Annotated in this window: 24 protein-coding genes; 7 read left to right on the top strand and 17 right to left on the bottom strand. The window is 38.2% G+C overall.

The annotated features are described in order from the left end of the window. Window positions 1-199: 199 nt before the first annotated feature. The 4 genes from trxA to zapA form a co-directional block, all read right to left on the bottom strand. Complete coding sequence (gene trxA / locus IGI50_RS05865; RefSeq protein WP_010744490.1) at window positions 200-514, bottom strand: thioredoxin; 315 nt, start codon at window positions 512-514, stop codon at window positions 200-202. 115 nt (window positions 515-629) lie between these two features. Then, the gene (locus IGI50_RS05860; RefSeq protein WP_438776444.1) at window positions 630-2,990 is read right to left on the bottom strand and encodes an endonuclease MutS2; all 2,361 of its coding nucleotides are present in this window, start codon (window positions 2,988-2,990) and stop codon (window positions 630-632) included. Window positions 2,991-3,050: 60 nt separating this feature from the next. Next, a complete protein-coding gene (locus IGI50_RS05855; protein WP_218257068.1) occupies window positions 3,051-3,599 on the bottom strand; it encodes a CvpA family protein in 549 nt (182 codons plus the stop codon). A gap of 12 nt (window positions 3,600-3,611) precedes the next feature. Beyond that, window positions 3,612-4,046: a cell division protein ZapA gene (gene zapA, locus IGI50_RS05850; protein WP_010744487.1), complete on the bottom strand. Its 435-nt coding sequence runs from the start codon at window positions 4,044-4,046 to the stop codon at window positions 3,612-3,614. 134 nt (window positions 4,047-4,180) lie between these two features. On the opposite strand from zapA, the gene rnhC reads away from it, so the two are divergent. After that, the gene (gene rnhC / locus IGI50_RS05845; protein ID WP_438776443.1) at window positions 4,181-5,083 is read left to right on the top strand and encodes a ribonuclease HIII; all 903 of its coding nucleotides are present in this window, start codon (window positions 4,181-4,183) and stop codon (window positions 5,081-5,083) included. Window positions 5,084-5,127: 44 nt separating this feature from the next. Here the strand turns inward: rnhC and IGI50_RS05840 are convergent, their stop codons facing one another. From IGI50_RS05840 to IGI50_RS05805, 8 genes are all read right to left on the bottom strand, one after another. Then, window positions 5,128-6,318 carry an amidohydrolase family protein gene (locus IGI50_RS05840; RefSeq protein ID WP_438776442.1) on the bottom strand — a complete coding sequence of 397 codons (1,191 nt, stop codon included), beginning with the start codon at window positions 6,316-6,318 and terminating at the stop codon, window positions 5,128-5,130. Between the two features lie 104 nt (window positions 6,319-6,422). Continuing rightward, on the bottom strand, window positions 6,423-7,880 hold the full coding sequence (locus IGI50_RS05835; RefSeq protein ID WP_438776441.1) for an amidase: 1,458 nt from the start codon (window positions 7,878-7,880) through the stop codon (window positions 6,423-6,425). A gap of 212 nt (window positions 7,881-8,092) precedes the next feature. After that, window positions 8,093-8,752, bottom strand: a complete 660-nt coding sequence (locus IGI50_RS05830; RefSeq protein WP_438776440.1) for an amino acid ABC transporter permease — start codon at window positions 8,750-8,752, stop codon at window positions 8,093-8,095. Next, the gene (locus IGI50_RS05825; RefSeq protein ID WP_438776439.1) at window positions 8,752-9,588 is read right to left on the bottom strand and encodes a transporter substrate-binding domain-containing protein; all 837 of its coding nucleotides are present in this window, start codon (window positions 9,586-9,588) and stop codon (window positions 8,752-8,754) included. Before IGI50_RS05825 ends, IGI50_RS05830 begins: the two co-directional genes overlap by 1 nt. Window positions 9,589-9,797: 209 nt before the next feature. Further along, a complete protein-coding gene (locus IGI50_RS05820; RefSeq protein ID WP_438776438.1) occupies window positions 9,798-10,901 on the bottom strand; it encodes an alpha-hydroxy-acid oxidizing protein in 1,104 nt (367 codons plus the stop codon). Between the two features lie 186 nt (window positions 10,902-11,087). Next, on the bottom strand, window positions 11,088-11,408 hold the full coding sequence (locus IGI50_RS05815) for a DUF1292 domain-containing protein (RefSeq protein ID WP_218257062.1): 321 nt from the start codon (window positions 11,406-11,408) through the stop codon (window positions 11,088-11,090). 15 nt (window positions 11,409-11,423) lie between these two features. Beyond that, entirely contained in the window at window positions 11,424-11,852 is a 429-nt protein-coding gene (ruvX, locus tag IGI50_RS05810; RefSeq protein ID WP_010744479.1) for a Holliday junction resolvase RuvX, read from the bottom strand. Further along, window positions 11,849-12,118 carry an IreB family regulatory phosphoprotein gene (locus IGI50_RS05805; RefSeq protein ID WP_010739601.1) on the bottom strand — a complete coding sequence of 90 codons (270 nt, stop codon included), beginning with the start codon at window positions 12,116-12,118 and terminating at the stop codon, window positions 11,849-11,851. The genes ruvX and IGI50_RS05805 overlap by 4 nt, the downstream gene beginning before the upstream one ends. 251 nt (window positions 12,119-12,369) lie before the next feature. On the opposite strand from IGI50_RS05805, the gene IGI50_RS05800 reads away from it, so the two are divergent. From IGI50_RS05800 to IGI50_RS05790, 3 genes are all read left to right on the top strand, one after another. Beyond that, window positions 12,370-12,837, top strand: a complete 468-nt coding sequence (locus tag IGI50_RS05800) for a TspO/MBR family protein (protein ID WP_438776437.1) — start codon at window positions 12,370-12,372, stop codon at window positions 12,835-12,837. Between the two features lie 156 nt (window positions 12,838-12,993). Beyond that, a complete protein-coding gene (locus IGI50_RS05795; RefSeq protein ID WP_438776436.1) occupies window positions 12,994-13,443 on the top strand; it encodes a LytTR family DNA-binding domain-containing protein in 450 nt (149 codons plus the stop codon). Next, on the top strand, window positions 13,440-13,853 hold the full coding sequence (locus IGI50_RS05790; RefSeq protein WP_438776435.1) for a DUF3021 family protein: 414 nt from the start codon (window positions 13,440-13,442) through the stop codon (window positions 13,851-13,853). The genes IGI50_RS05795 and IGI50_RS05790 overlap by 4 nt, the downstream gene beginning before the upstream one ends. Window positions 13,854-13,912: 59 nt before the next feature. Here IGI50_RS05790 and IGI50_RS05785 read toward each other — a convergent pair whose 3' ends face one another. Then, window positions 13,913-14,647: a class I SAM-dependent methyltransferase gene (locus IGI50_RS05785; protein WP_438776434.1), complete on the bottom strand. Its 735-nt coding sequence runs from the start codon at window positions 14,645-14,647 to the stop codon at window positions 13,913-13,915. A gap of 215 nt (window positions 14,648-14,862) precedes the next feature. Here IGI50_RS05785 and IGI50_RS05780 point away from each other — a divergent pair, with 215 nt between their 5' ends. Continuing rightward, a complete protein-coding gene (locus tag IGI50_RS05780; RefSeq protein WP_218257056.1) occupies window positions 14,863-15,618 on the top strand; it encodes an ABC transporter ATP-binding protein in 756 nt (251 codons plus the stop codon). After that, window positions 15,599-16,441 carry an ABC transporter permease gene (locus tag IGI50_RS05775; RefSeq protein ID WP_218257055.1) on the top strand — a complete coding sequence of 281 codons (843 nt, stop codon included), beginning with the start codon at window positions 15,599-15,601 and terminating at the stop codon, window positions 16,439-16,441. Before IGI50_RS05780 ends, IGI50_RS05775 begins: the two co-directional genes overlap by 20 nt. A 55-nt stretch (window positions 16,442-16,496) precedes the next feature. Here IGI50_RS05775 and glnA read toward each other — a convergent pair whose 3' ends face one another. Then, window positions 16,497-17,837: a type I glutamate--ammonia ligase gene (glnA, locus tag IGI50_RS05770; RefSeq protein ID WP_010744472.1), complete on the bottom strand. Its 1,341-nt coding sequence runs from the start codon at window positions 17,835-17,837 to the stop codon at window positions 16,497-16,499. A 48-nt stretch (window positions 17,838-17,885) separates the two neighbouring features. Next, entirely contained in the window at window positions 17,886-18,266 is a 381-nt protein-coding gene (locus IGI50_RS05765) for a MerR family transcriptional regulator (protein ID WP_010744471.1), read from the bottom strand. A 192-nt stretch (window positions 18,267-18,458) separates the two neighbouring features. Between IGI50_RS05765 and IGI50_RS05760 the strand changes: the two genes are divergently transcribed. Continuing rightward, window positions 18,459-18,632, top strand: coding sequence for a hypothetical protein (locus IGI50_RS05760; protein ID WP_438776433.1), 174 nt, complete (start codon window positions 18,459-18,461; stop codon window positions 18,630-18,632). A 37-nt stretch (window positions 18,633-18,669) separates the two neighbouring features. Here IGI50_RS05760 and IGI50_RS05755 read toward each other — a convergent pair whose 3' ends face one another. Both IGI50_RS05755 and hflX read right to left on the bottom strand, forming a co-directional pair. Beyond that, window positions 18,670-19,923, bottom strand: coding sequence for an aminotransferase class I/II-fold pyridoxal phosphate-dependent enzyme (locus tag IGI50_RS05755; RefSeq protein WP_438776432.1), 1,254 nt, complete (start codon window positions 19,921-19,923; stop codon window positions 18,670-18,672). Further along, a complete protein-coding gene (gene hflX / locus IGI50_RS05750) occupies window positions 19,907-21,151 on the bottom strand; it encodes a GTPase HflX (RefSeq protein ID WP_438776431.1) in 1,245 nt (414 codons plus the stop codon). The genes IGI50_RS05755 and hflX overlap by 17 nt, the downstream gene beginning before the upstream one ends. Between the last annotated feature and the right edge of the window lie 50 nt (window positions 21,152-21,201).

Here is a 21,201-nt window from a genome sequence, read left to right as displayed (position 1 = left end):
CTGATTGTTACCAAGGTTTATTCCTACATTAATCTAAACGTTCAAAACTCTAGGGTAGCTACATAGCTACATAGCTACTTATATTCTTATCATGCATACTATCCTACTAAACAGCTTATAGTAAAATCAATCCTTTAGTACGAATAAAAACGTAAAAATTCAATTGAAAAAAGCTGGACATAACGTCCAGCTCATTTTCTTACATGTGAGCTTGGATAAGCTCTTTTAATTGATCCTTTGTGTGAACACCAATAACTTTGTCAACAACTTGTCCATCTTTTTTCAATACAAGCGTTGGAATGCTCATGATTCCAAATGATGCTGGAGTTTCAGGATTCTCATCTACATCCATTTTTACAACTCTAAATTCATCTTCGTCGTATTCTTCGGATAATTGTTCTAAGATCGGTGCTTGCATGCGACAAGGACCACACCAGGTTGCCCAAAAGTCGATTAAAACAAGACCGTTATCTGTTTCTTCGTTAAAAGTTTTATCAGTAACTACTTGTGACATTTGAATTCCTCCTATTATAAATCGAATACCATAAAAACAGGTATTTCTTTTTCTTACTAAAAGTAGTATATCACGGTCGCATTTTCTTCGCTACTCTTCTGCTTACACTTGTAAACTATTTAAAAGTAACTACAGTTGCACCGCTTCCGCCTTGATTCGCCGGAGCAAATTCAAAGCTCTGAACATTACGATTATTTTTGAGATAATCTGTAATACCTTTACGTAAAGCACCAGTACCTTTTCCATGAATGATTCTCACTTGAGCAAAATTCGCTAAAAGCGCCGCATCAATATATTGATCAACTTCGGCCAGGGCTTCTTCGTACCGTTTGCCTCGCAAATCCAATTCTGGTTTCACACGAGCACTGGCTCCGCGTTGCACGCCTGTGACTACACGTTGTTTCGGTTCTTCAACAGGTGTAGTTAATGTCATATCGTCTTCGGAAACAGTCATTTTCAAAATTCCTAGTTGAACTTGCCACTCATTATTTCCAACCTTTTGAATTAACGTTCCGCGCTGACCATACGTTTCTACGATCACTTCATCATTTGGCTTGAACTGTTTCTTTGCCTTCGCTTTTTGTAAAACCTTATTTTTCTTTAATTGCTCATCTTGTTTTAAGTCAGCTAGTTGTGACTTTGCATCAATCAATTGGTGTTCTTTTATCGTTCCTTGACCATCCAACTGCATTTGACGAATATCTTTAATAATTTTTTCAGCTTTTTCTTCTGCTTCTGTAACAAGCTTATTTGCTTCTTTGCGCGCTTTTTCCATTTCCTTCTCACGCTCATCAAAGAAATACGTATAAGCGTTTTTCAAATCACGATAAAGTCTCTCAGACTCCTCTACATAGTGTCTAATTTCTAGGTATTCCGTCTCTGTAGCTTTACGTTGATTTTCTAAATCCGAAATCATTTCATTTAAGTCTTGGCTTTCCTCATCGATAATTTGTTTCGCACTTTCGATCACCAAAGGATCCAAGCCAAGTCGTCGAGAAATTTCAAAAGCATTGCTTCGTCCGGGTACCCCAATCAATAAACGGTAAGTTGGACTTAGTGTATCCACATCGAACTCCATGCTTGCATTAATTGTGTTTGAACGATTATAGCCATAAATTTTCAGCTCAGGATAGTGGGTCGTCGCCATCACATATGCTGATTTCGCACCAACTGCATCTAAGATCGCAATCGCCAAAGCTGCTCCTTCTTGAGGGTCTGTTCCAGCCCCAAGTTCATCAAAAAGTACTAAACTATGTTCGTCAATCTTATCTAGTATTGATACAATATTTGTCATATGAGAAGAGAACGTCGATAAACTTTGTTCAATAGATTGTTCATCACCTATATCTGCAAAAACTTCCTCGAAAATGGCCATTTCACTTTCTTCTGCTACAGGGATTGGCAAGCCTGCTTGTCCCATCAATTGTAAAAGACCAAGTGTTTTTAAGGAAATGGTCTTCCCACCCGTATTCGGTCCAGTAATTACGACAGCTTGAAAGTCTTCTCCAATCATCAGATCATTTGCCACCGCTTTTTCCTGATCCAATAATGGATGTCGAGCCTGCTTAAAGAAAACATGGTTTTCTTTATTGATAGTTGGAACAACTGCCTTTAAAGTTTTGGCAAATCGTGCTTTTGCATTCATTAAATCAAAACGACCGAGAACATAAGCATTGTGTAAAATATCTTTACGTGGAGCAACTAACTCAGCGGATAATTCAGCTAAAATTCGTTCAATCTCTGTTCTCTCAGCAATTTGCTGTTGACGTAATCGATTATTTAATTCAACAACTTGCTTAGGTTCCATAAAAAGTGTTTGACCTGAAGCGCTTTGATCATGAACAACTCCGCCAAAAATACCGCGATACTCTTGCTTTACAGGAATAACATAGCGGTCATTCCGCATGGTAATAAGACTGTCACTTAAATATTTCGCATTTTTCCCACGAATCAAGCCGTCTAATTGCTCACGAATTGTTTGCTCACTCCGACGAATCTGATTTCGGATAGTACGCAGTTCTGATGAAGCCTCATCTCGAACTCTTCCATCTTCTTCTATAGAACGACGTAATTTGCCACTTAATTCTGGTAGAGTCGTCAATTGCTCTTCCCAAAAATAAATTCGTAGAAATTCTAATTCACTGTCTTTTAAATCTTCAATAAAACGAACAAGTTCGCTAGTTGTTGACAGAACACGAGAAACCTCAGCTAATTCTAATCCATTAAGATTCGCACCGATCTCAATTCGTTTCATATGCGGCTTAATATTATTTAATTTAGGAATCGGCAGCCCACCTCGTAGCCGTTGGACTTTCATTCCATCTTTTGTTTCATCCAACCAAGCTTGAACAATATCTTCATCGCTAGAAGGTGTTAATTGTCGGATTTCTTCCTCACCTTGCTCCGTCGTTAAGTGTTGCTGAATCATTTTCATTACTTGGTCAAATTCTAATGTTTTTAGAATACGTTCATTCATTTTTTCACCTTCTATACATAAATAAACCGAAACCTGTCAAACAGCGTCCCGGTTTTTACTTTATCCAATAATTTTTGTCACCCATAAGTTATCAAAATGAGAACTTAAAAATAGTGAATGCTCAACCATAAAACGAGCATACCAACTACCCTCTAACTGATTTTGAATTAAGGCCATCGGTACGAAGCTGACTAATTTCAAAATCAAAAAAATAGACACATAACAAACAATCAATTGTAAAATCCCAGCAACAATGCCATCATACTGAGGAATGATCACCTTAAACAACAAATCTTTAAAGAAGATTGCAATTAAATGTGTCACTAACCATCCGGCTATTAAAATCATAACGAATGCAACTCCAGCATAAAAGGCCTTGTCCAGATTAAATGCTTGTTCAACTGAATAATAAATCATTTTAGAATTACTTGTAACGGATGGATAGGGAACAAAAAGGTCTAGATGAGAACCTAATTGTTGATAATACATCCGTGCAACGATAAATGATAGTAAATATCCAACAGTAAACACTATCTGATAAGCTGCGCCACGTCGATAACCCACATAAAAAGATAGCAGTAGTGCAAATAAAATTACCAATGTTAACATAGTATCCCTCACTTATTTATTTGCCGCTCTTTTTTGAATCTCACGTTTTCGATTTTCATTAACAATCTGTTGTGCTTCAACGTGATTCCGGATTGGAACATTTTCTTTTCCATTTTTCCGCATAATTTCTTTGGCTTCGGCTTCAATTGCTTCAATTTTCTTAATGCGATTTTCTAATTCCAAATTATGTGCAGCTTGTCCATCAAGCGTATACTGCTGCTTTTCCAGTTTCATTAACGCTTCTTGTTTTTTTAATTGATCTGAGATCGCATTTATCGCTAGCAACATCGCAGCTTTTTCTTGTGTGATTTCAGGGGATAATGACATGATCTCATTTAACTGCTCATTGACCAAAGCGGTAACCATATCCATATGTTGCTTGGATTCTTGTCCAATGATAGTATAAGTCTGACCGGCAACGATTGCCTTATAGCGATTTTGCGCCATATCGATCAACCTTCCTAATACAATTTTTTATTTACTCAGTTTTAAAAATACTAATATATTATATGCTAAAACCTTTCATATGTACAACTTTCATCAATTAAAAGCCAATTAACTTAAAGAAAAGAGAAAAATTTATGAGTTCTACTGTTTTAAAACTATCAAAAACTGAAATCCAAAAGCTGAAATCCTATTACACTGATTACTTGCTAAACAAAAAAGCACCCTATAGTGAGTTTTCAGCAAAAAAGAATGGCACAAGCATCACCGCCTACACCTCTGGAAAAGTATTGTTTCAAGGAAACAATGCTGAACAGGAGGCCGCAAAATGGGGAAAATCAGAATCATCAACAGTAAAGAAAAGCACCAGTCTGCCCGAAAACTTTTCATCGCTATCCGTTCTCGGCAGTGATGAAGTTGGAAACGGCAGCTACTTCGGCCCCCTATGTGTCTGTGCAGCATATGTAGACAAAGAACACCTTTCCCCCTTAAAGAAACTCGGCGTGAAAGATTCAAAAATGCTGACTGATGATCAAATTCGTAAAATGGCAATTACTATTAAAAAGCTGATCCCATACAAATTACTAGTTGTTAATCCAGAAAAATACAATGAGATTCAACCAAAATATAATGCGGTACGCATGAAGGTTGCTTTACACAATCAAGCCATTCGTATATTACTAGAAGAGATTGAGCCAGTTAAACCTGATGCAATACTAATTGACCAATTTACTTCAGAAGCCAATTACATGAAGTATGTTAAACAAGAAGCACAGCGTGTTAATCAAAAAATCTATTTTGTCACTAAAGGTGAACAATATCATCTAGCGGTGGCAGCTGCTTCAATCATCAGTCGTGCAAGCTTCCTTGAAGAATTAGACAAAGCTTCTGTTGAACTCGGAAGAAAAGTTCCTTCAGGTGCGGGCAAACCTTCTGATGAATTAGCTGCTGATCTGATACGTCAAGGAGGAACCGAATTATTAAGTAAATACGTTAAACTCCATTTCGCAAATACAGAGAAAGCGAAAAAATTAGTTTAACGGATTTTACCCGTCAAAATGCGCAAACATTTTGACGGGTAATTTTAGACTTCTGTTCCTGCAAGATAGACTTGCTGAACATTCCGGAGTGCCTCAATGTCGGAAGCAGCGTCACCAGTAACTACCAGAATATCTGCTTGTAAGCCGCTTTTCAATTCACCAGTAAGATGAGATAAATCAAAAATTTTCGCTGGATTTTGTGTAGCCGTCTGGATAGCTTCGATTGGCGATAAACCATATCGCACCATCAATTCTAGCTCTTCTACAATCGGGACACTTGGTGCTTCAAGCATTACCATGTCCGTTCCAGCTAAGATGGTTACTCCCTCATCGTAAATTGCTTTGAAGTTTTCTGAGTAAGCCTGAACCGAACTTTCGAAAAAATCCAAATGATGTGAATACGTTTCGGTTGATTGATTTGAATGATCAATGCCAACTTCTTGAACCTTTTGATTGTATTCTGCAAGAAAATGGTACGCAAACATTGTCGGAGTCCATGATTGGTGATTCTTCACCATTTGTTTTGCTTGCTCAACAGTTAAGAAATTTCCATGCTCAATCGTATCAAAGCCCGCATCAATACACATCTGAATTCCTGGTTGCGTTCCTGAATGTACCACACATTTCAAACCAAGACGATGTGCTTCGGCAACGCCCGCATCTAACTCCTCTTGTGTAAACTCACAAATGTCGTCACGATTTGTCGTTAATAACTTAATCCAATCGGCTCCATCTTTCTTTTGACGTCGAATCGTATGCCGTATATTTTCAACACCATCAACCTCTTCAATACCATCTTCGTGACCATGACCTCCAGTTATGCATATTCCTCGATCGGTATGTAATATACGTGGGGCTTTAACAAATCCTTTCTCAGCGGCTAGTCGAAGTGTTTCTAATAAAAATTGCGGCCCACAACAATCACGAATCGTTGTGACTCCCTTAGACAAACACATTTCTGCTTGCTTTTGTACATAATAGGCAATCATAAAATCATTGTATCGATGCAAATCTGGCTGCGTCCAATAATAGCCAAGGTGGATATGGGCATCCATCAACCCTGGTAAAATAGTCCCGTTGCCATAATCTCGGATTTCGGCCTGCGGAAATTCTGCAGATAATTTTTCTGCCTTTCCTACAGCCTTAATCGTGTCATTTTCAAAAACAACACCACCGTCTTCAATGATTGTCTTCCCATCACCAGTGATTACTTTTTTTGCCTTTAATAAAATCATCTCTACCCCTCCAAAAAAACGTTTTCATTAACATAATTAAGTGTAACAAAAGAACCCTTAAAAAGGATAGACAATTTTAAGGGCTCCTTTGACTAACTATATTTTTATTGATAATACTCTGGTAATTTAAATCCATATTCTACTTCGAATACTTTTCCAACCTGCAGCAATAAATCTTCCCGTCCCCGCGCAGCCGTGAATTGAATACCTAGGGGTAAGCCTTCTGAGGTCACATGCGTCGGTAAACTAATTGCCGGTTGACCTGTTAAATTTGCTAACTGAGTATAAGGTGTAATTTGTAAACTTTTCTCGAACATGCGATCAATTAAATGAAGAAGTTCCGACTCCGTTAGCGTAGCTGCTGCTTCAAGTGCATCCCGAACCTCATCGCTTACTAAATGATCACTCAACTTAGGCGCGGTCTCCGCAGTCGTTGGGGTCAAGAGCAGATCATATTTCGTAAATAATTCTTCCATTTTAAAAGCAGCGTAATCCCATTGATTCAAGGCATTTACAAAATGACTAGCTGGAATTTTTTTGCCATATTGATAAATTCCCCACGTCATCAATTCCATATCATTCTTTTCAACCGGTCGTTTCATGCCTTTTTCGATCCCTGAAAACATCGCCGCAGTTTCTGCACCGTTCATTAAGTAATAACTGGTGATTATCTCATTTCCATTTACTGGATACGAAATCATTTCTACTTGATGTCCCTTTTCCGATAAGAAATCCCGTGCTTGCTCCACTGCTTTGATTGCTTCATCAGAAACTGGCGAATCGATTGGAGAATCAATAATGACTGCTATTCGCAGTTTCTTTCCATGTGCTGCTTGAAAATGTTGCCAAGCTCTTTTAGGAGCCTGATAGGGTGCTGCACTATGGATACTGCGCATTCCATAGAAGAGTTTCTCCGTATCACGCATTGAAACAGTTAATGCAAAATCGATTGCCGCACCTTGCCAGCCACGCCATCCGCTTGGACCAACTGGCATCACTCCTCGAGTAGGCTTTAACCCAATCAATCCGCAAAACGAAGCAGGGATTCGGATGGAACCGCCGCCGTCGCTTGCTCCTGCAATCGGAACAATCCCTGAAGCCACAGCACTAGCTGCACCTCCACTAGAACCGCCAGAATAATAGTCAAGATTCCATGGATTTTTGGCAGAACCATAAATTTGAGCATCTGTAATATTTTTAAATCCAAATTCAGGTGTATTTGTTTGGGCAAAAGGGATCAAGCCATTTGCTACCAATTGATTAGTAAAATTACTACTATGACTTGCATGATGTTCTCGTAATAACTTAGAACCTGATGTGCTTAGCCACCCTTTCTTTTCTTGCCCCAACATTTTTAATGGGATCGGTAGACCAGCAAATGGACGGTCCAAAATATTATCTAGTTTTTCATATTCTTTAAGTGCCTCTTGGTCCATTATCGTTACAAAAGCATTTAGAGCTGAATTTTGCTTAAGAACCCTTTCTTCAAATTTCATTAATAATTCTTGAAAGCTTATTTCTTTTTTTCGCAGCAATTCTGCCCAATATAAACCATCTTTCATTAGCGACACCTCGTTTTATGTTTTATTTATTATCACAAATTTTTTTGGATAATACTAGCAGCTGATTCTTAGAAATAGGTAGATGAATAAACCACTGAATTCAATCATTCTATATTAACACTTGCAGATGATGGTTTCGTTAGAAAGTCATCACCGCTGATTGAAACTTAGACTAAATAAGAACCCACATTGTTTTGTGAGTTCTTACTTTATCATATATATTTTCTTTGAAAATGAATTTCCAAACGTTTCTGAATATTGCCAACAATAATACAAAGCAACCAATATATAATTGCTACTAAAATATACATAGATAAATAATCGAATGTTCGTCCCCCTACGATTTTAGCTTTTTGAAAGATGTCTGGTACGGTGATCATAGCAGCTAAGGAAGTCCCCTTTACTAGATCCATCGCAACGTTACTTAAAGCCGGAATAGAAATTCTCATCGCTTGAGGTAGAATAATGTAGCGCATCGTTGGAAAAAAACGATTTCCCAAAGCATTCGCAGCATCCCATTGACCTTTATTTACGCCTGCAATTGAGCCACGATAGATTTCACCGATAAACGCACTACTGGTCAAGCTAAAACAAATAATTGCCGCGGCCACTGCATTTAATTGGTAAGGCAAACCAAAGTACAATAAAAACAGTAAAACCAATGCTGGTGTTCCACGCAAGAAAGACAAGTAAAAACGTACAAAAAGCTGAAGGGGTTTCCAAGATATAAACCCTAAAATAGTTACAATTATTCCAAGAAAATTCCCAAGCAGAAAGGCTGCCACACTAATCCCTAACGTGTAGCCTAATCCGCTTACTATAAATGGAATAGATTCTATCATTAAATTGATATCAATTGTAGGGATGTACATTAATCTGGTGAAACCTTTTCTGTTACTTCTTGTTTCGGTTTTACTGAAACATCTGTTCCAAAGTACTGTTCAGCTATTTTTGTTAAAGTCCCATCTTCTTTTAAATCCTTCAACACATGATCAATTTTAGTTTTTAACATCTTATTTTCTTTTTTGAAAAGAAAACCAGTTGTATTTGCATTGAAGTAGACATCTTCTAAAATTTTTACGGGGATATCAGGTAACGCTGCTACGGACATTTTTTGCAGATAGTAGTCATTTAAGATCACATCTGTCCGGCCGTTTGCCACATCCGTTAAATATTGATCATTCGTAGCATTGTCGTAAGTAACTGCTTTTGCACCATATTTTTCCGCAATTTTCATATAGCTAGTATTCGGTTCGCCTGCAGCCTTTTTCCCTTTTAAATCATCTAAAGAGTGAATGCCTGAGTCATCGCTTTTCCTAACGATCATGCTATCAAAAGAATATTTGATCGGGGATGAAAGAGAGAATTTTTCCGAACGCTCTTTTGACATGCCAAAGTCATTGGCAGCAAAGTCGGCTTCCCCTCGATTAACTGCGGTAACTTGTCCATCGACATTATATTCCTTGAATTGAATTTTCAAATCTAGTTTTTTCGCTATCGCTTTTGCAACATCTACATCATAACCAACTAAATTGTTCTTACCATCGTAATAGGATGACGGAAATAGTGTTCCCGAAGTCGCCACAACGATCTCTTTTTTGTCCTCAACTTTTTCCCAACTCGCATCCTCTTTTGCTTGACCATTTCCGCATGCAGTCAAAATAAAACCTGCGGCAATAAGTGTCACACCTATCATCCATTTCTTCAATGCTCTTTCACCCATTCCTTTAAACATATTTTTTTATTGCTTCTTTACTTATAGCATATAAAAAACACATGTTAATAGAAAGTTGCCTATGAAAAACAGGATGTAATACAGATATGATCAATTTCAATGTGTGATAAGACACCCCCCTAAAATAACTAGATTTATTTTTAAGAATAACTAGTTCTCAACTTGTCTTCGTTTAAAAGCTTTTATACATATCTATTTTCTCTTAATTCTATCTTCCGTATGCCCTCTATTGTTTGTGTTCCTGCCAATTGCATCACCATCTCCAATTCCTTCTTGAAAAAATCAAAGACTTGTTGCACACCAACGGAGCCACCAAGTGCTAAACCATAAATGACAGGACGACCTATCGCAACCAAATCAGCGCCAGATGCCAGCGCCTTGAAAACATGCTGGCCGCGACGAATGCCGCTATCAAAAACAATCGGAGCTCTGCCTGCCACAGCTTTAGCTACGTACTGCAAGGAATCAAAGGATGCCGGACCTCCATCAAGCTGCCGACCTCCATGATTTGAGACCCAAATGCCAGAAGCACCTGATCCAAGTGAACGTTCTACATCTTCTTCTGACTGAACGCCTTTTACATAGACAGGAAGTTTAGAATTCTGGGCGATAAATTCTACATCTTTCGCGCTAAGTTTTTGTTTTGATGAACCATATACAGCATCCATGGTTTGTCCGATTCCTGATTGATACGCTTGAACAATTGGCATTGCTAAAGGGAAAGTGAAGCCATTTCTCCGATCTGTTTCACGATTTCCTCCCACGGTAGCATCCGCAGTCAGAACGATCGCCTTAGCGCCATTTCTTTTTGCCATATCTAAGATATCACGATTTATCCCATCGTCTTTACTCATATAGAATTGAAACCATTGAGGTGCTTCCTTTCCTCCAGCTTGTCGTATCTCCTCTAACGTACAGGAAGCATAAGAACTTGCTGTATAAATTGTACCAAAGCGAGCAACACCCTTTGCAGAAGCGTTTTCTGCGGAAACATTAGCCAATCCATGAGCTGCAACAGGAGCCATAATTATCGGTGCTGCTAACTCAACATTATCAAACGTTGTCTTCGTATTAGGTAATTCCACGTCTCTTAATACATGCGGAATAATCAATTTATGATTAAAAGCCTTTTCATTTTCCTGATACGTAAAGATATCCCCTGCACCACTGCTGATATATCCATACCCGCCTCTAGGGATAACCTCTTTTGCAGCTTCTTCCAGGTCAAACATATTAATAAAATCGATGGCACCTTCTGCAGTGCTCGCCTGATAAATCTTTTCCATCTAAATCCCCACCTTCGATTTGATAACGTTTACAAATCCAATGTTACCCTTCTACTTAATTAGTGACAAATGATCTGTTTATCGATTATTTTTAGTAGTAATCTATAAAAATATTCTTTCCTATTGACGTTTTATTCCAGTGGAAACAAAAAAAGAACCCTAAAAAAGGATTCTTCTTAATTCATTTTATTCTTCTTCGGTCATGAAGGTATTGAAAACTTCTTCAATCATATCCCATTCAGCATCTGTTTCGATTTGCTGCAATTCGCCTTCGCTACCGTCTTCATTTTCAACATAAGCGTAAGCCTGCAATTCAACATCTTCGTCTTCAGGTGCTCCTGCGGGATAAAGTAATACATAATTGCGATTAAATTCTTCTTGTCCATCAATTGTCAAAAGAATTTCGTATAACGTTTCATTTCCTTCATCGTCAACTAAAGTAATTACTTCGTGTTCGTGGTCATGATCATGCTCGTGATCGTGGTCATGTGTATGTTCGTGTGCCATATCTATTCCTCTTTTCTAAAGTTTATTGCCGGTACGGTCAAGATAATTTTGTAAGATCATCACCGCTGCAAGTTTATCGATAACTTTTTTTCTTTTCGAACGCGACACGTCCGCTTGTTCGACTAACATCCGTTCAGCTTGCACTGTCGTCAGTCGTTCATCTTGAAACTCAACTGGTAAATCAAAAAGTTCTTTGATTTTTTCAGCATAGGCCATAGAAGCTTCTGCACGTGGACCAATTGAATTGTTCATATTTTTAGGGAGTCCTACTACAAATTTAGTAACCTGATATTCCTTGGCAAGCTCGCGTAAACGATCAAAGCCAAACTCCCCTTGCTCCTCATCAATACGGATGATTTCGACTCCTTGAGCCGTCCAGCCAAATGGATCGCTTACCGCAATTCCAACAGTTTTAGAGCCGACATCTAGTCCCATTATTCTCATCGAATATCAATACCGTGATCTTTTAGATAGTATTTTACCAAAACTTCCATGACTTCATCGCGCTCATGACGACGAATCAAGTTTCGTGCATCTTGATAACGAGGAATATACGCAGGATCTCCTGATAATAAATAGCCGACGATTTGGTTAATCGGGTTGTAGCCTTTTTCAGCTAAAGCATTGTAGACAATCGTTAACGTTTCACTAATTTCTTTCTTACGATTATCATCAAAATCAAAACGGACTGTTTCATCTGTGTATCCCATTTTCTCACACCTCTCCTTGGAATTATCAACAATTATATTCTACTAAAAGAAGACAAAACTTACAAACTTTGCAAGTTGCCAATCTATTGGCTTTAGAAAATCTTCCAAATTATTATAACATGCTTTCCTCTAGTGTATGTCTTTTTTTATAAGCATCTTTTTTTCTTTTAAGGATAATGCTCGTTATACTGAAATTATAACTTGTTTTACTAAATACATTTCTTGCTTAAAAAAACAAAGGAGGCTCTACTATGTCCAATAGATTTTTTAAATTACTTGCCTGTATCATTGGTGTAGAATTAATTGGATCAATCTCTGGTTTCTTTGCTGGCGATATCCCTGCAATCTACGCTCAGCTAAATAAACCATTTTTAGCACCCCCAGGAAGCATCGTAGGAACGATTTGGATTATCCTTTATGCTCTAATTGGTTTGGCATTATTCTTGGTGATCGATAGTAAGGAAGCAAAAAGCAAAACTCTTTCTTATATTCTCTTTGGCATTCAATTAGTACTTAACTTTATTTGGAGTATCATTTTTTTTGGAGGTTCACATTTCTGGATCGCCTCTTTCATCAGTTTGTTTCTACTAATTAGTATCATTTTTAGCATTCGTGAATTTCAAGGAATTTCTACAGGAGCAGCGATTTGTTTTGTTCCTTACCTTATTTGGATTATTTATGCTACCTACCTTTCATTTGGATTAGCGTTTTTAAACTAGTCAAAAGACATCAGCTCTCTGATGTCTTTTTATTAGCTTTGATCTTTTCATTTTCTTTCCGTCAGTCAATAGGACACTTCTTTTCTCTCCGATTTGACCTTTCCATAAAGCGCTTGCTATACTTTTAGACAGGAATCTATTGGAAAGGAGCCGCTTTTGAAGACAATTGTTGAGATTATTGAAAAATCAAAAGAAGAAACAGCCAATTTTAAAGTTCATGAAGTAACAAAATCCCTTCAAAATGTGCTTTCTATTCTCAAGAACGAAAAACTTTTTTTAGTTGGTGAGGAAAATGGTGCTCATTACAAAGTGCCATACTCAAATGTTTTTTATATAGAAGTTGTCGATAAGAAAAGCTTTATTTATACGCAAGACAAGGTCTACCAAAGTGCTGAAAAGCTTTATCAGCTGGAGGAAGAGCTTTTGCCCCACAAATTTATCCGAATCGGAAAATCAATGTTACTAAATATCGAAGTCATTCAATCTGTATCACCTACTTTGAGTGGCCGCTTTGAAGCAACTCTTGTTAACGATGAACGCGTTGCTGTATCGAGAAAATATGTTCCTGAATTAAAAAAAGCCTTAGGAATGAGGAAACGGATATGAGAGTAATCGACTATTTCAAAAGTGTTTTTCGATTGTCATCTATGATTTTTACGTTACTAGTCCTTGTAAACTTGGCAATCAATAAGCAAACGCTCTTTGAGATCATAGAATACATGCTGATCGTCTCATTAATATCTGGATTGCTGCGTTTCATTATTGAAGACAAGGAAACCTACTCTAATCGTCGTATTATTTTAAATCAACTGCTCTATATCGGATTGATTTTCCTACAAATTATCATTGGCGATATTTGGTATGGTTGGAATTTAGGAATGATTGGACTAATACAAAATTTTGGGATCACTCTATTAATTTACGCTTTCATTAAATTTTTCATTTACAGTAATGACAAGAAGGAAGCAGCCGAGATCAACCAGCTAATTCAGCGAAAAAGGAAGCAAAATAGCTAAGCGAATACCTAAAATACAATTCTCTGCCGATTGGAATAGCCAATCGGCATTTTTCATGCTCACCTCGCAACGACAATCAATCGCTTGCTCTCTAAATCATAAGGAGCTTGATCATAATCTCCAAATATTCGTACATCTTTATATCCAGCTAAACTAAGCAGTCGACGGTACTCATCATCAAGAATTATCTTATATACAATGTCATATTGGTTGCTTTCCAGACGCTCTGTCGAATGATACAGATCTAAAACATGGATGGTTTGGAATGCTCCATCCTGTTCCTTAACAAATACACGAGAGAAATTTGGCTTATTCACTACTACTTCAATTGCTGGCAAACTTAAATTATGATGTGTCGTCCCTTGTGTCAAAATAAGTATCCCATCGTCTTTCATCCTTGCTTTCATTGATTTTAGAGCAGTAATCAGATCTTTTTCTGTGTGCAAGTGAGGCAAAGAGGTCGTCAAGCAGACGATTGCATCAAATTTCTTTTGATACGCTTTCTCTAAATACCTAAAATCACATTGTTTAAGTGGTACCTCTATCCCTTTTTCACTTAAATTTTTAACAGCAACCTCTAACATAGATGCTGAGTAATCCGATCCAGCGACATCTAAGCCCATCTCTGAAAACATATAAAGATGCTGGCCTGTTCCACAAGCGCAATCCAACACACTTTCCACTTTCTCTTTCGAAAAGACGGATTGAAAAAACTCCTTCTCTGTGCCAAGATATTCCTCAATACTGCCAAACTCATCATAATCATAAGCGAATTGTTGATATCTATCTTTCATCTTTCACACCTCACAAGTCTTTGCTTCCATTATATCAAAATGATTTTACTAGGCATTTTTTATTGAAGACCGGCAAAAAAATAGGGGAACATTCACCTTAGTTCGAGTTAACAACCACTTAGAGAAATTCCATTGTTTCAGCCAAAAAAGTTGCTTATAGTGGGTTTATCAAGAAGAACAACGAGAGAAATATTAACTAGAAAGAGGGAACTAAAATGAATGAACTCGTAACAATATCAAACCTAGCTAAATCTTATAATCATCAAGAAGTTTTAAATAATATTTCATTTTCAATAAAAGAAGGAGAGTTGTTTTCTGTCTTAGGTCCAAATGGGGCAGGAAAATCAACTTTGATTTCTTTGATTCTAGGATTAGCCAAGGCAGATGCTGGTGAAATTCTATTTGAAGGAAAAGCTTTAGAAACACAATCCACTGAGCATAAATCAATGATCTCCGTTGTTTTCCAAAACAGTATCTTAGATCCAGATTTATCAGTGAAAGAAAACTTATTTATTCGGGCATACTTTTACACTAATAATTGGAAAGAAGCCAAGCAATTAGCCAAAGAAAAACTAGCGGATGTCCAAGGCGAACATCTCTTAAATAAACGATATGGTGTTCTATCAGGCGGAGAAAAGAGAAAGGTTGATATCGCAAGAGCTTTGCTTAACACACCGAAATTATTGTTCTTAGATGAACCAACTACCGGACTAGACATTGGTTCACGATCAGACATGTGGCGATTGATTCATCAATTAAAATCAAAATATCACATGACCGTTGTATTAACTACTCACTACATGGAAGAGGCTCGAGATTCAGATAATATTTTGATGCTAGATAATGGGAAAATTATGGCGTATGACGCCCCAGAGAATTTGAAGAAAAACTATCAGTGCTTGACACTGGAGGATGTCTTTTTGACGATTATGGAAAAAGGGAGAGAGAATTATGAATGCATTAGTATATAGAGGATTGTTGCTATTTTTCAAAAACAAACAGGCGGTGATTGGTTCGTTTATCGGAGCATTGATTATGATTATCCTTTACGTTTTCTTGCTAGGCGACAGTTTAGTTGATTCCTTATCTGCCCTTTCGCATCCGAAACTTGTAATTGACACTTGGATGCTTGCTGGTGTGATCGGTATTGCATCAGCAAGTTCTACTCTTGGTTCAGTCAGCCTAATGATTAGAGACAAGGAGCGAAATGTTTATACTGACTTTATGATCTCTCCGATTTCTAAAAGTAAAATTATGTTGGGTTATTTTTTTAGTACCTTCTTGATTTCACTGTTGATTACTTTTATCGTGATTCTTGTAGCAGAAATCTACATTGTGGTTCTTTCGAATGGTGACTTTCTCACTTTGCCACAGTTGGGCCTATTATTCATTGTTAGTTTATTGACAGTTTTTTGTTCTTCAGCCTTTATGTTTTTCATTGCGAGCTTTTTTAGACGAATTGATACCTTCTCCACTATGACTTCTGTGATCGGTCCTTTCATTGGTTTTTTGACCGGTTGCTATGTTCCGATAGGAAGTCTGCCTGACAATGTGCAGACAATAGTAGAATATTTTCCTTTAACTAGCGGCATCGTATTAATCCGCCGTATCTTAACGGCAAACGTATTTACTGCTGCAGATGAACCAATTGCGACAGTAATTAAAGAAGAATTAGGAATTTTATTAAATGGTCAAGAGAGTATCATTCTTCCTATCGCTATTCTAGTGATCTCAAGCTGTATATTTTTAGCTATTGCCTTATGGAACGTCAAACGGATAGAAGTAAAGAGATAAACTATTAATTTAAAAGACCTCTTGAGGAAATCCTCAAGAGGTCTACGAGTTAGGATTAGTAAAGTTCTAAGTATTGATCACGTTCCCACTCTGAAACAGTTTGACGGAAGGCTGCCCATTCCATGCGTTTTGCTTCATTGAAGTTCGTGTAGATATGATTACCTAGAGCATCGATCATCGTTTGATCTTCACGCAATGCTTTGATTGCATTATGAATTGTAGAAGGTAAATCATATATTTCAGCTTCTTTACGCTCTTCTTCAGTCATTACATAAATGTTGCGGTCCACTGCTGCTGGTGGTGTCAATTCATTACGGATACCATCTAAACCAGCTTCTAATAAAACAGCCATAGTCAAATATGGATTTGCTGCTGGATCCACAGAGCGTAATTCTAAACGTGTAGACAAACCGCGAGATTCTGGAATACGAATCAGTGGAGAACGATTGCGTCCGCTCCAAGCTACATACACAGGAGCTTCAAAACCAGGAACTAATCGTTTGTAAGAATTCACGATCGGGTTACATACTGCCGTATATGCACGCGCGTGCTTCAAAAGACCAGCTAAAAATTGATAAGCTGTTTTGCTCAGTTTCATTGGACCATCTTCGTCGTAGAACACATTGCCTTCATCATTAAACAGTGACATATTGCAATGCATTCCTGAACCGTTGATTCCGTAAAGAGGTTTAGGCATGAACGTTGCGTGCAAGCCGTGTTTACGTGCAATTGTTTTTACAACTAATTTGAAGGTTTGAATGTTATCGCATGCTTCAATCGCATTTGCGTATTTGAAGTCAATTTCATGCTGACCAGGAGCAACTTCATGATGCGAAGCTTCTACTTCAAAGCCTAAGCTTTCAAGTTCTAGTACGATATCGCGACGACAATTTTCACCTAAATCAGTTGGTGCAAAATCAAAGTATCCGCCCTTGTCATTCAAGTCTAATGTTGGATCGCCATTTTCATCCATTTTGAATAAGAAGAATTCTGGTTCTGGTCCTAAGTTGAATGAAGTATAGCCGAACTCTTCCATTCCCTTCAATACACGTTTCAAGTTTCCACGAGGATCTCCTGGGAACGGTGTACCATCAGGACTATAAATATCACAGATTAAGCGTCCTACTTTGCCATGATCGCTTTCCCATGGGAAAATCATCCAAGTAGACAAATCTGGATATAGATACATATCACTTTCTTCAATACGGACAAACCCTTCAATAGATGAACCGTCGAACATCATTTTGTTATCTAGGACTTTTTCCATTTGGCTAACTGGTACTTCAACATTTTTGATAGTCCCCATAATGTCTGTAAACATCAGACGTAAAAAACGGACGTTTTCTTCTTCGACAATTCTTGTAATATCCTCTTTACTTAGATCTCTTTTCGGCATAATATCTAATCCCTTCCTCGCACTTCATTTTTTTATATTCCACAATCACTACAGCTTTGGACCTTGTGATTGATATGGATTTTGTTGCTGGAATCCACCTTGTGTCAACATTTCGTCATAAAAAATACGGCGAACATCCTTATCAGTCAATGGCGGTTTTTCTTTAGCCGCTTTCACTTCTTCTTGACGCATTTGATAGACTCGTTTGATTCCTGCCATATTTAGGCCATCGGATAGATAGTCCTTGATTTCTAGCAATACATCAATGTCATTTAGAGAATACATCCTACGGTTACCTTCACTTCGTTCCGGATGGATCAGTTCTTGCTCCTCATAGTACCGAATCTGTCGCGCAGTCAAATCCGTCAACTTCATAACTGTACCAATTGGAAAAACAGCAAGTGAACGACGCAATTCTTTTTCCCGCATAACATCTCCTCCTTGTTTTTTGATGTTGAAAAAAGGATACCATCCGTTAGACCAATCGTCAAGTCTTTATGTCACATTTTCTTACATATAAATTCCGAACGTTCGTTTTTATCAAAGAAAGCTTATTGTATCAAGGGTAGATTGGTTCAAAGAAATTGATATACTGGAGAAAAAAGACAGGAAGATGGAAGATTGTTTAAATTTGAAATTGGTCAAACCGTTGAACTAAAAAGGCCTCACCCAATGGCTGGGTTGATTGGAGTCGTTAGAGCTTCTTATGAAGAGAATCGTACCTATCTTGTGTATTTCAACCATGATTATCAATTAATCCTCCACGAAAATCAGCTTGAAATAAAAAAAGGATAAAAAAAATCCGAAGTTCAACAACTTCGGATTTTAACTATTATGAATAATAAACTTCATTTACAGCGTTTGCTACCGCAACTTTAACATGTTCAAAGGTCAAGCCCCCCTGAAGATAGAGAGAATAAGGTTCTCTCAATGGACCGTCCGCACTGAGTTCAATACTTGCCCCTTGAATAAAGGTTCCTGCTGCCATAATGATATCATCTTCATAGCCAGCCATGTAAGATGGGATTGGGGCCACATACGCATCAATCGGAGAATATTTTTGAATCGCTTGACAAAACTGAATCATTTTCTCTCGATCTCGAAAGTCGATCAACTGAATCAAATCTGTTCGCGGCTGATCCCACTTGGGTGTAGATTCTAAATTGTACTCGGCCAACAAAGCAGAAGAGAAAATCGCACCTTGAATCGCTTGGCTTACTACATGAGGTGCCAAGAAGAAGCCCTGCAGCATGTCAAAGACACTCCCTAACATCGCGCCACCTTCCGCTCCAACTCCAGGCGTGGTTAAGCGATAAGCACATCGCTCAATCAACTCTTGTTTCCCAACAATATAGCCGCCAGTTTTGGCAATCCCCCCACCGGGATTTTTGATTAAGGAGCCCGCCATCAAATCCGCCCCGACTTGAGTCGGCTCCATTAGTTCTGCAAATTCACCGTAACAATTATCTACAAAAATAACAACGTTTGGAGCAATCGATTTAACAAAATCACACATTTCTTTGATTTTTTCAATCGTAAAAGAAGGTCGGGACGCATAGCCACGAGATCTTTGAATTGCCACTACTTTGGTCTTATCTGTTATCTTTTCCTTGATTTTATCAAAGTCGACGTTTCCATCCGGCAAAAGATTCACTTCATCGTAACCAATGTTGTATTCTTTGAAAGATCCAATACCATTTCCTTGTATTCCGATCACTTCTAGCAAAGTATCATAGGGTGTCCCAGTAATATAAAGCAGATCTTCACCTGGACGTAGCACACCAAACAATGATGTCGCAATGGCGTGTGTTCCTGAAACAATTTGAGGTCGTACTAATGCAGCCTCTGCTCCGAAAGTCTGAGCATAAACTGTTTCTAATACATCCCTGCCCTGATCGTCATTCCCATAGCCTGTTGAGGGTAAAAAATGACTTTCCGAAACATGGTTTTCTCGAAACGCAGTCAATACCTTCGCCTGATTTGATAACGCAACCTCTCTTATTTCCTGCAACCGCTTTGCAATCTTTTGATCAACCTGATCAATTATTTCAACCAACTCAGGTGCTAGGTTAGTCGTCCAATTCATCGTCCATTCTCCTAATCCAAAGAGATTTTTTCTTAGCAAATCCCCGTACAATATATTGTTCTTTTTCTTCATCAAAACGCTCACTCAACACAAGCGTTTCCCTTTTCATCTCATTCAAAGCCTGTCCTTCATCGGCATTTAAAGTCACTAAATAAGGCTCCAACAAGTTCATAATTTCTCGCTTGATGGCCTCTGCCAAAAGGTCTTTTCCCTTATTTGTTTTCGCAGAAATCAAAACACTTGGAAACAAGGTCGGTGCAAAGCTGAATTCATCGATTCGATCAGCTTTGTTATAGATAGTTAGCATCGGAATGTCGTCCATTTCCAGTTCCTTTAACAACTCAATTACTGTCTTTTCCTGCTGCTGTCTATCCTCCGCACTGGCATCTACAATATGAAGCAAAAGATCCATCCCTTTGCTTTCCTCTAATGTTGATTGAAAGGCATCAACCAATTGTGTAGGTAAATCCTGAATAAATCCAACTGTGTCTGTGATGGTCGTTTCCATCCCTTGTGGTAAATGCCATCGCTTAGTCAAAGGATCTAATGTCGCGAATAACTGATCTTCAGAATACGTGTCCACATTCGTTAATAAATTCAGAATCGTTGATTTTCCAGCATTCGTATACCCAATCAAGCCCATTTGAAAAATACTTGATTGTTGCCGTTTTTGACGATTGCGCTCACGGTGTGCCTCGACTTCTTTCAATTCTTTTTTGATTGCTGAAATACGACGCCGGATATGACGTCGGTCTGTTTCCAATTTTGTTTCACCTGGACCGCGGGTACCAATCCCACCACCAAGTCGAGATAAGCTTTGACCTTGTCCAACCAACCTAGGTAATAGGTAATCCAACTGTGCAAGCTCTACTTGCAGCTTTCCTTCTTTTGAGCGGGCACGCTGCGCAAAGATATCCAATATCAATTGGATTCGATCAATCACTGGAACACCCACCTGAGCTTCAATAGTTTGGCTTTGGCGTGGTGAGAGGGCATGGTTAAATATCACCAAATCAGCTTCGTGTGCATCGACAAGCTGAGCCAATTCCTCTACTTTCCCTTTTCCGATAATCGTTTGACGATCTACTCGAGGGCGCTTTTGTGTTAATGAAAAAACTATCTCGCCATGAGCCGTCTTGGTTAGTCCGGCCAACTCATGCATCGATTCTAAATAATTATATTTACTTTCGTCTGTCTCGACGCCGACTAATATGACTCTTTCTGACAATCCATTTCCTCCTAATTTCATTAATAACGTTTCCGCTTCATAATGAATAC

Source organism: Enterococcus sp. DIV0170, assembly GCF_051710765.1.
Classification (GTDB): Bacteria; Bacillota; Bacilli; order Lactobacillales; family Enterococcaceae; genus Enterococcus_A; species Enterococcus_A raffinosus.
Note: the sequence above shows the minus strand (reverse complement) of the source record. Positions and strands in the feature narration are given on the sequence as shown.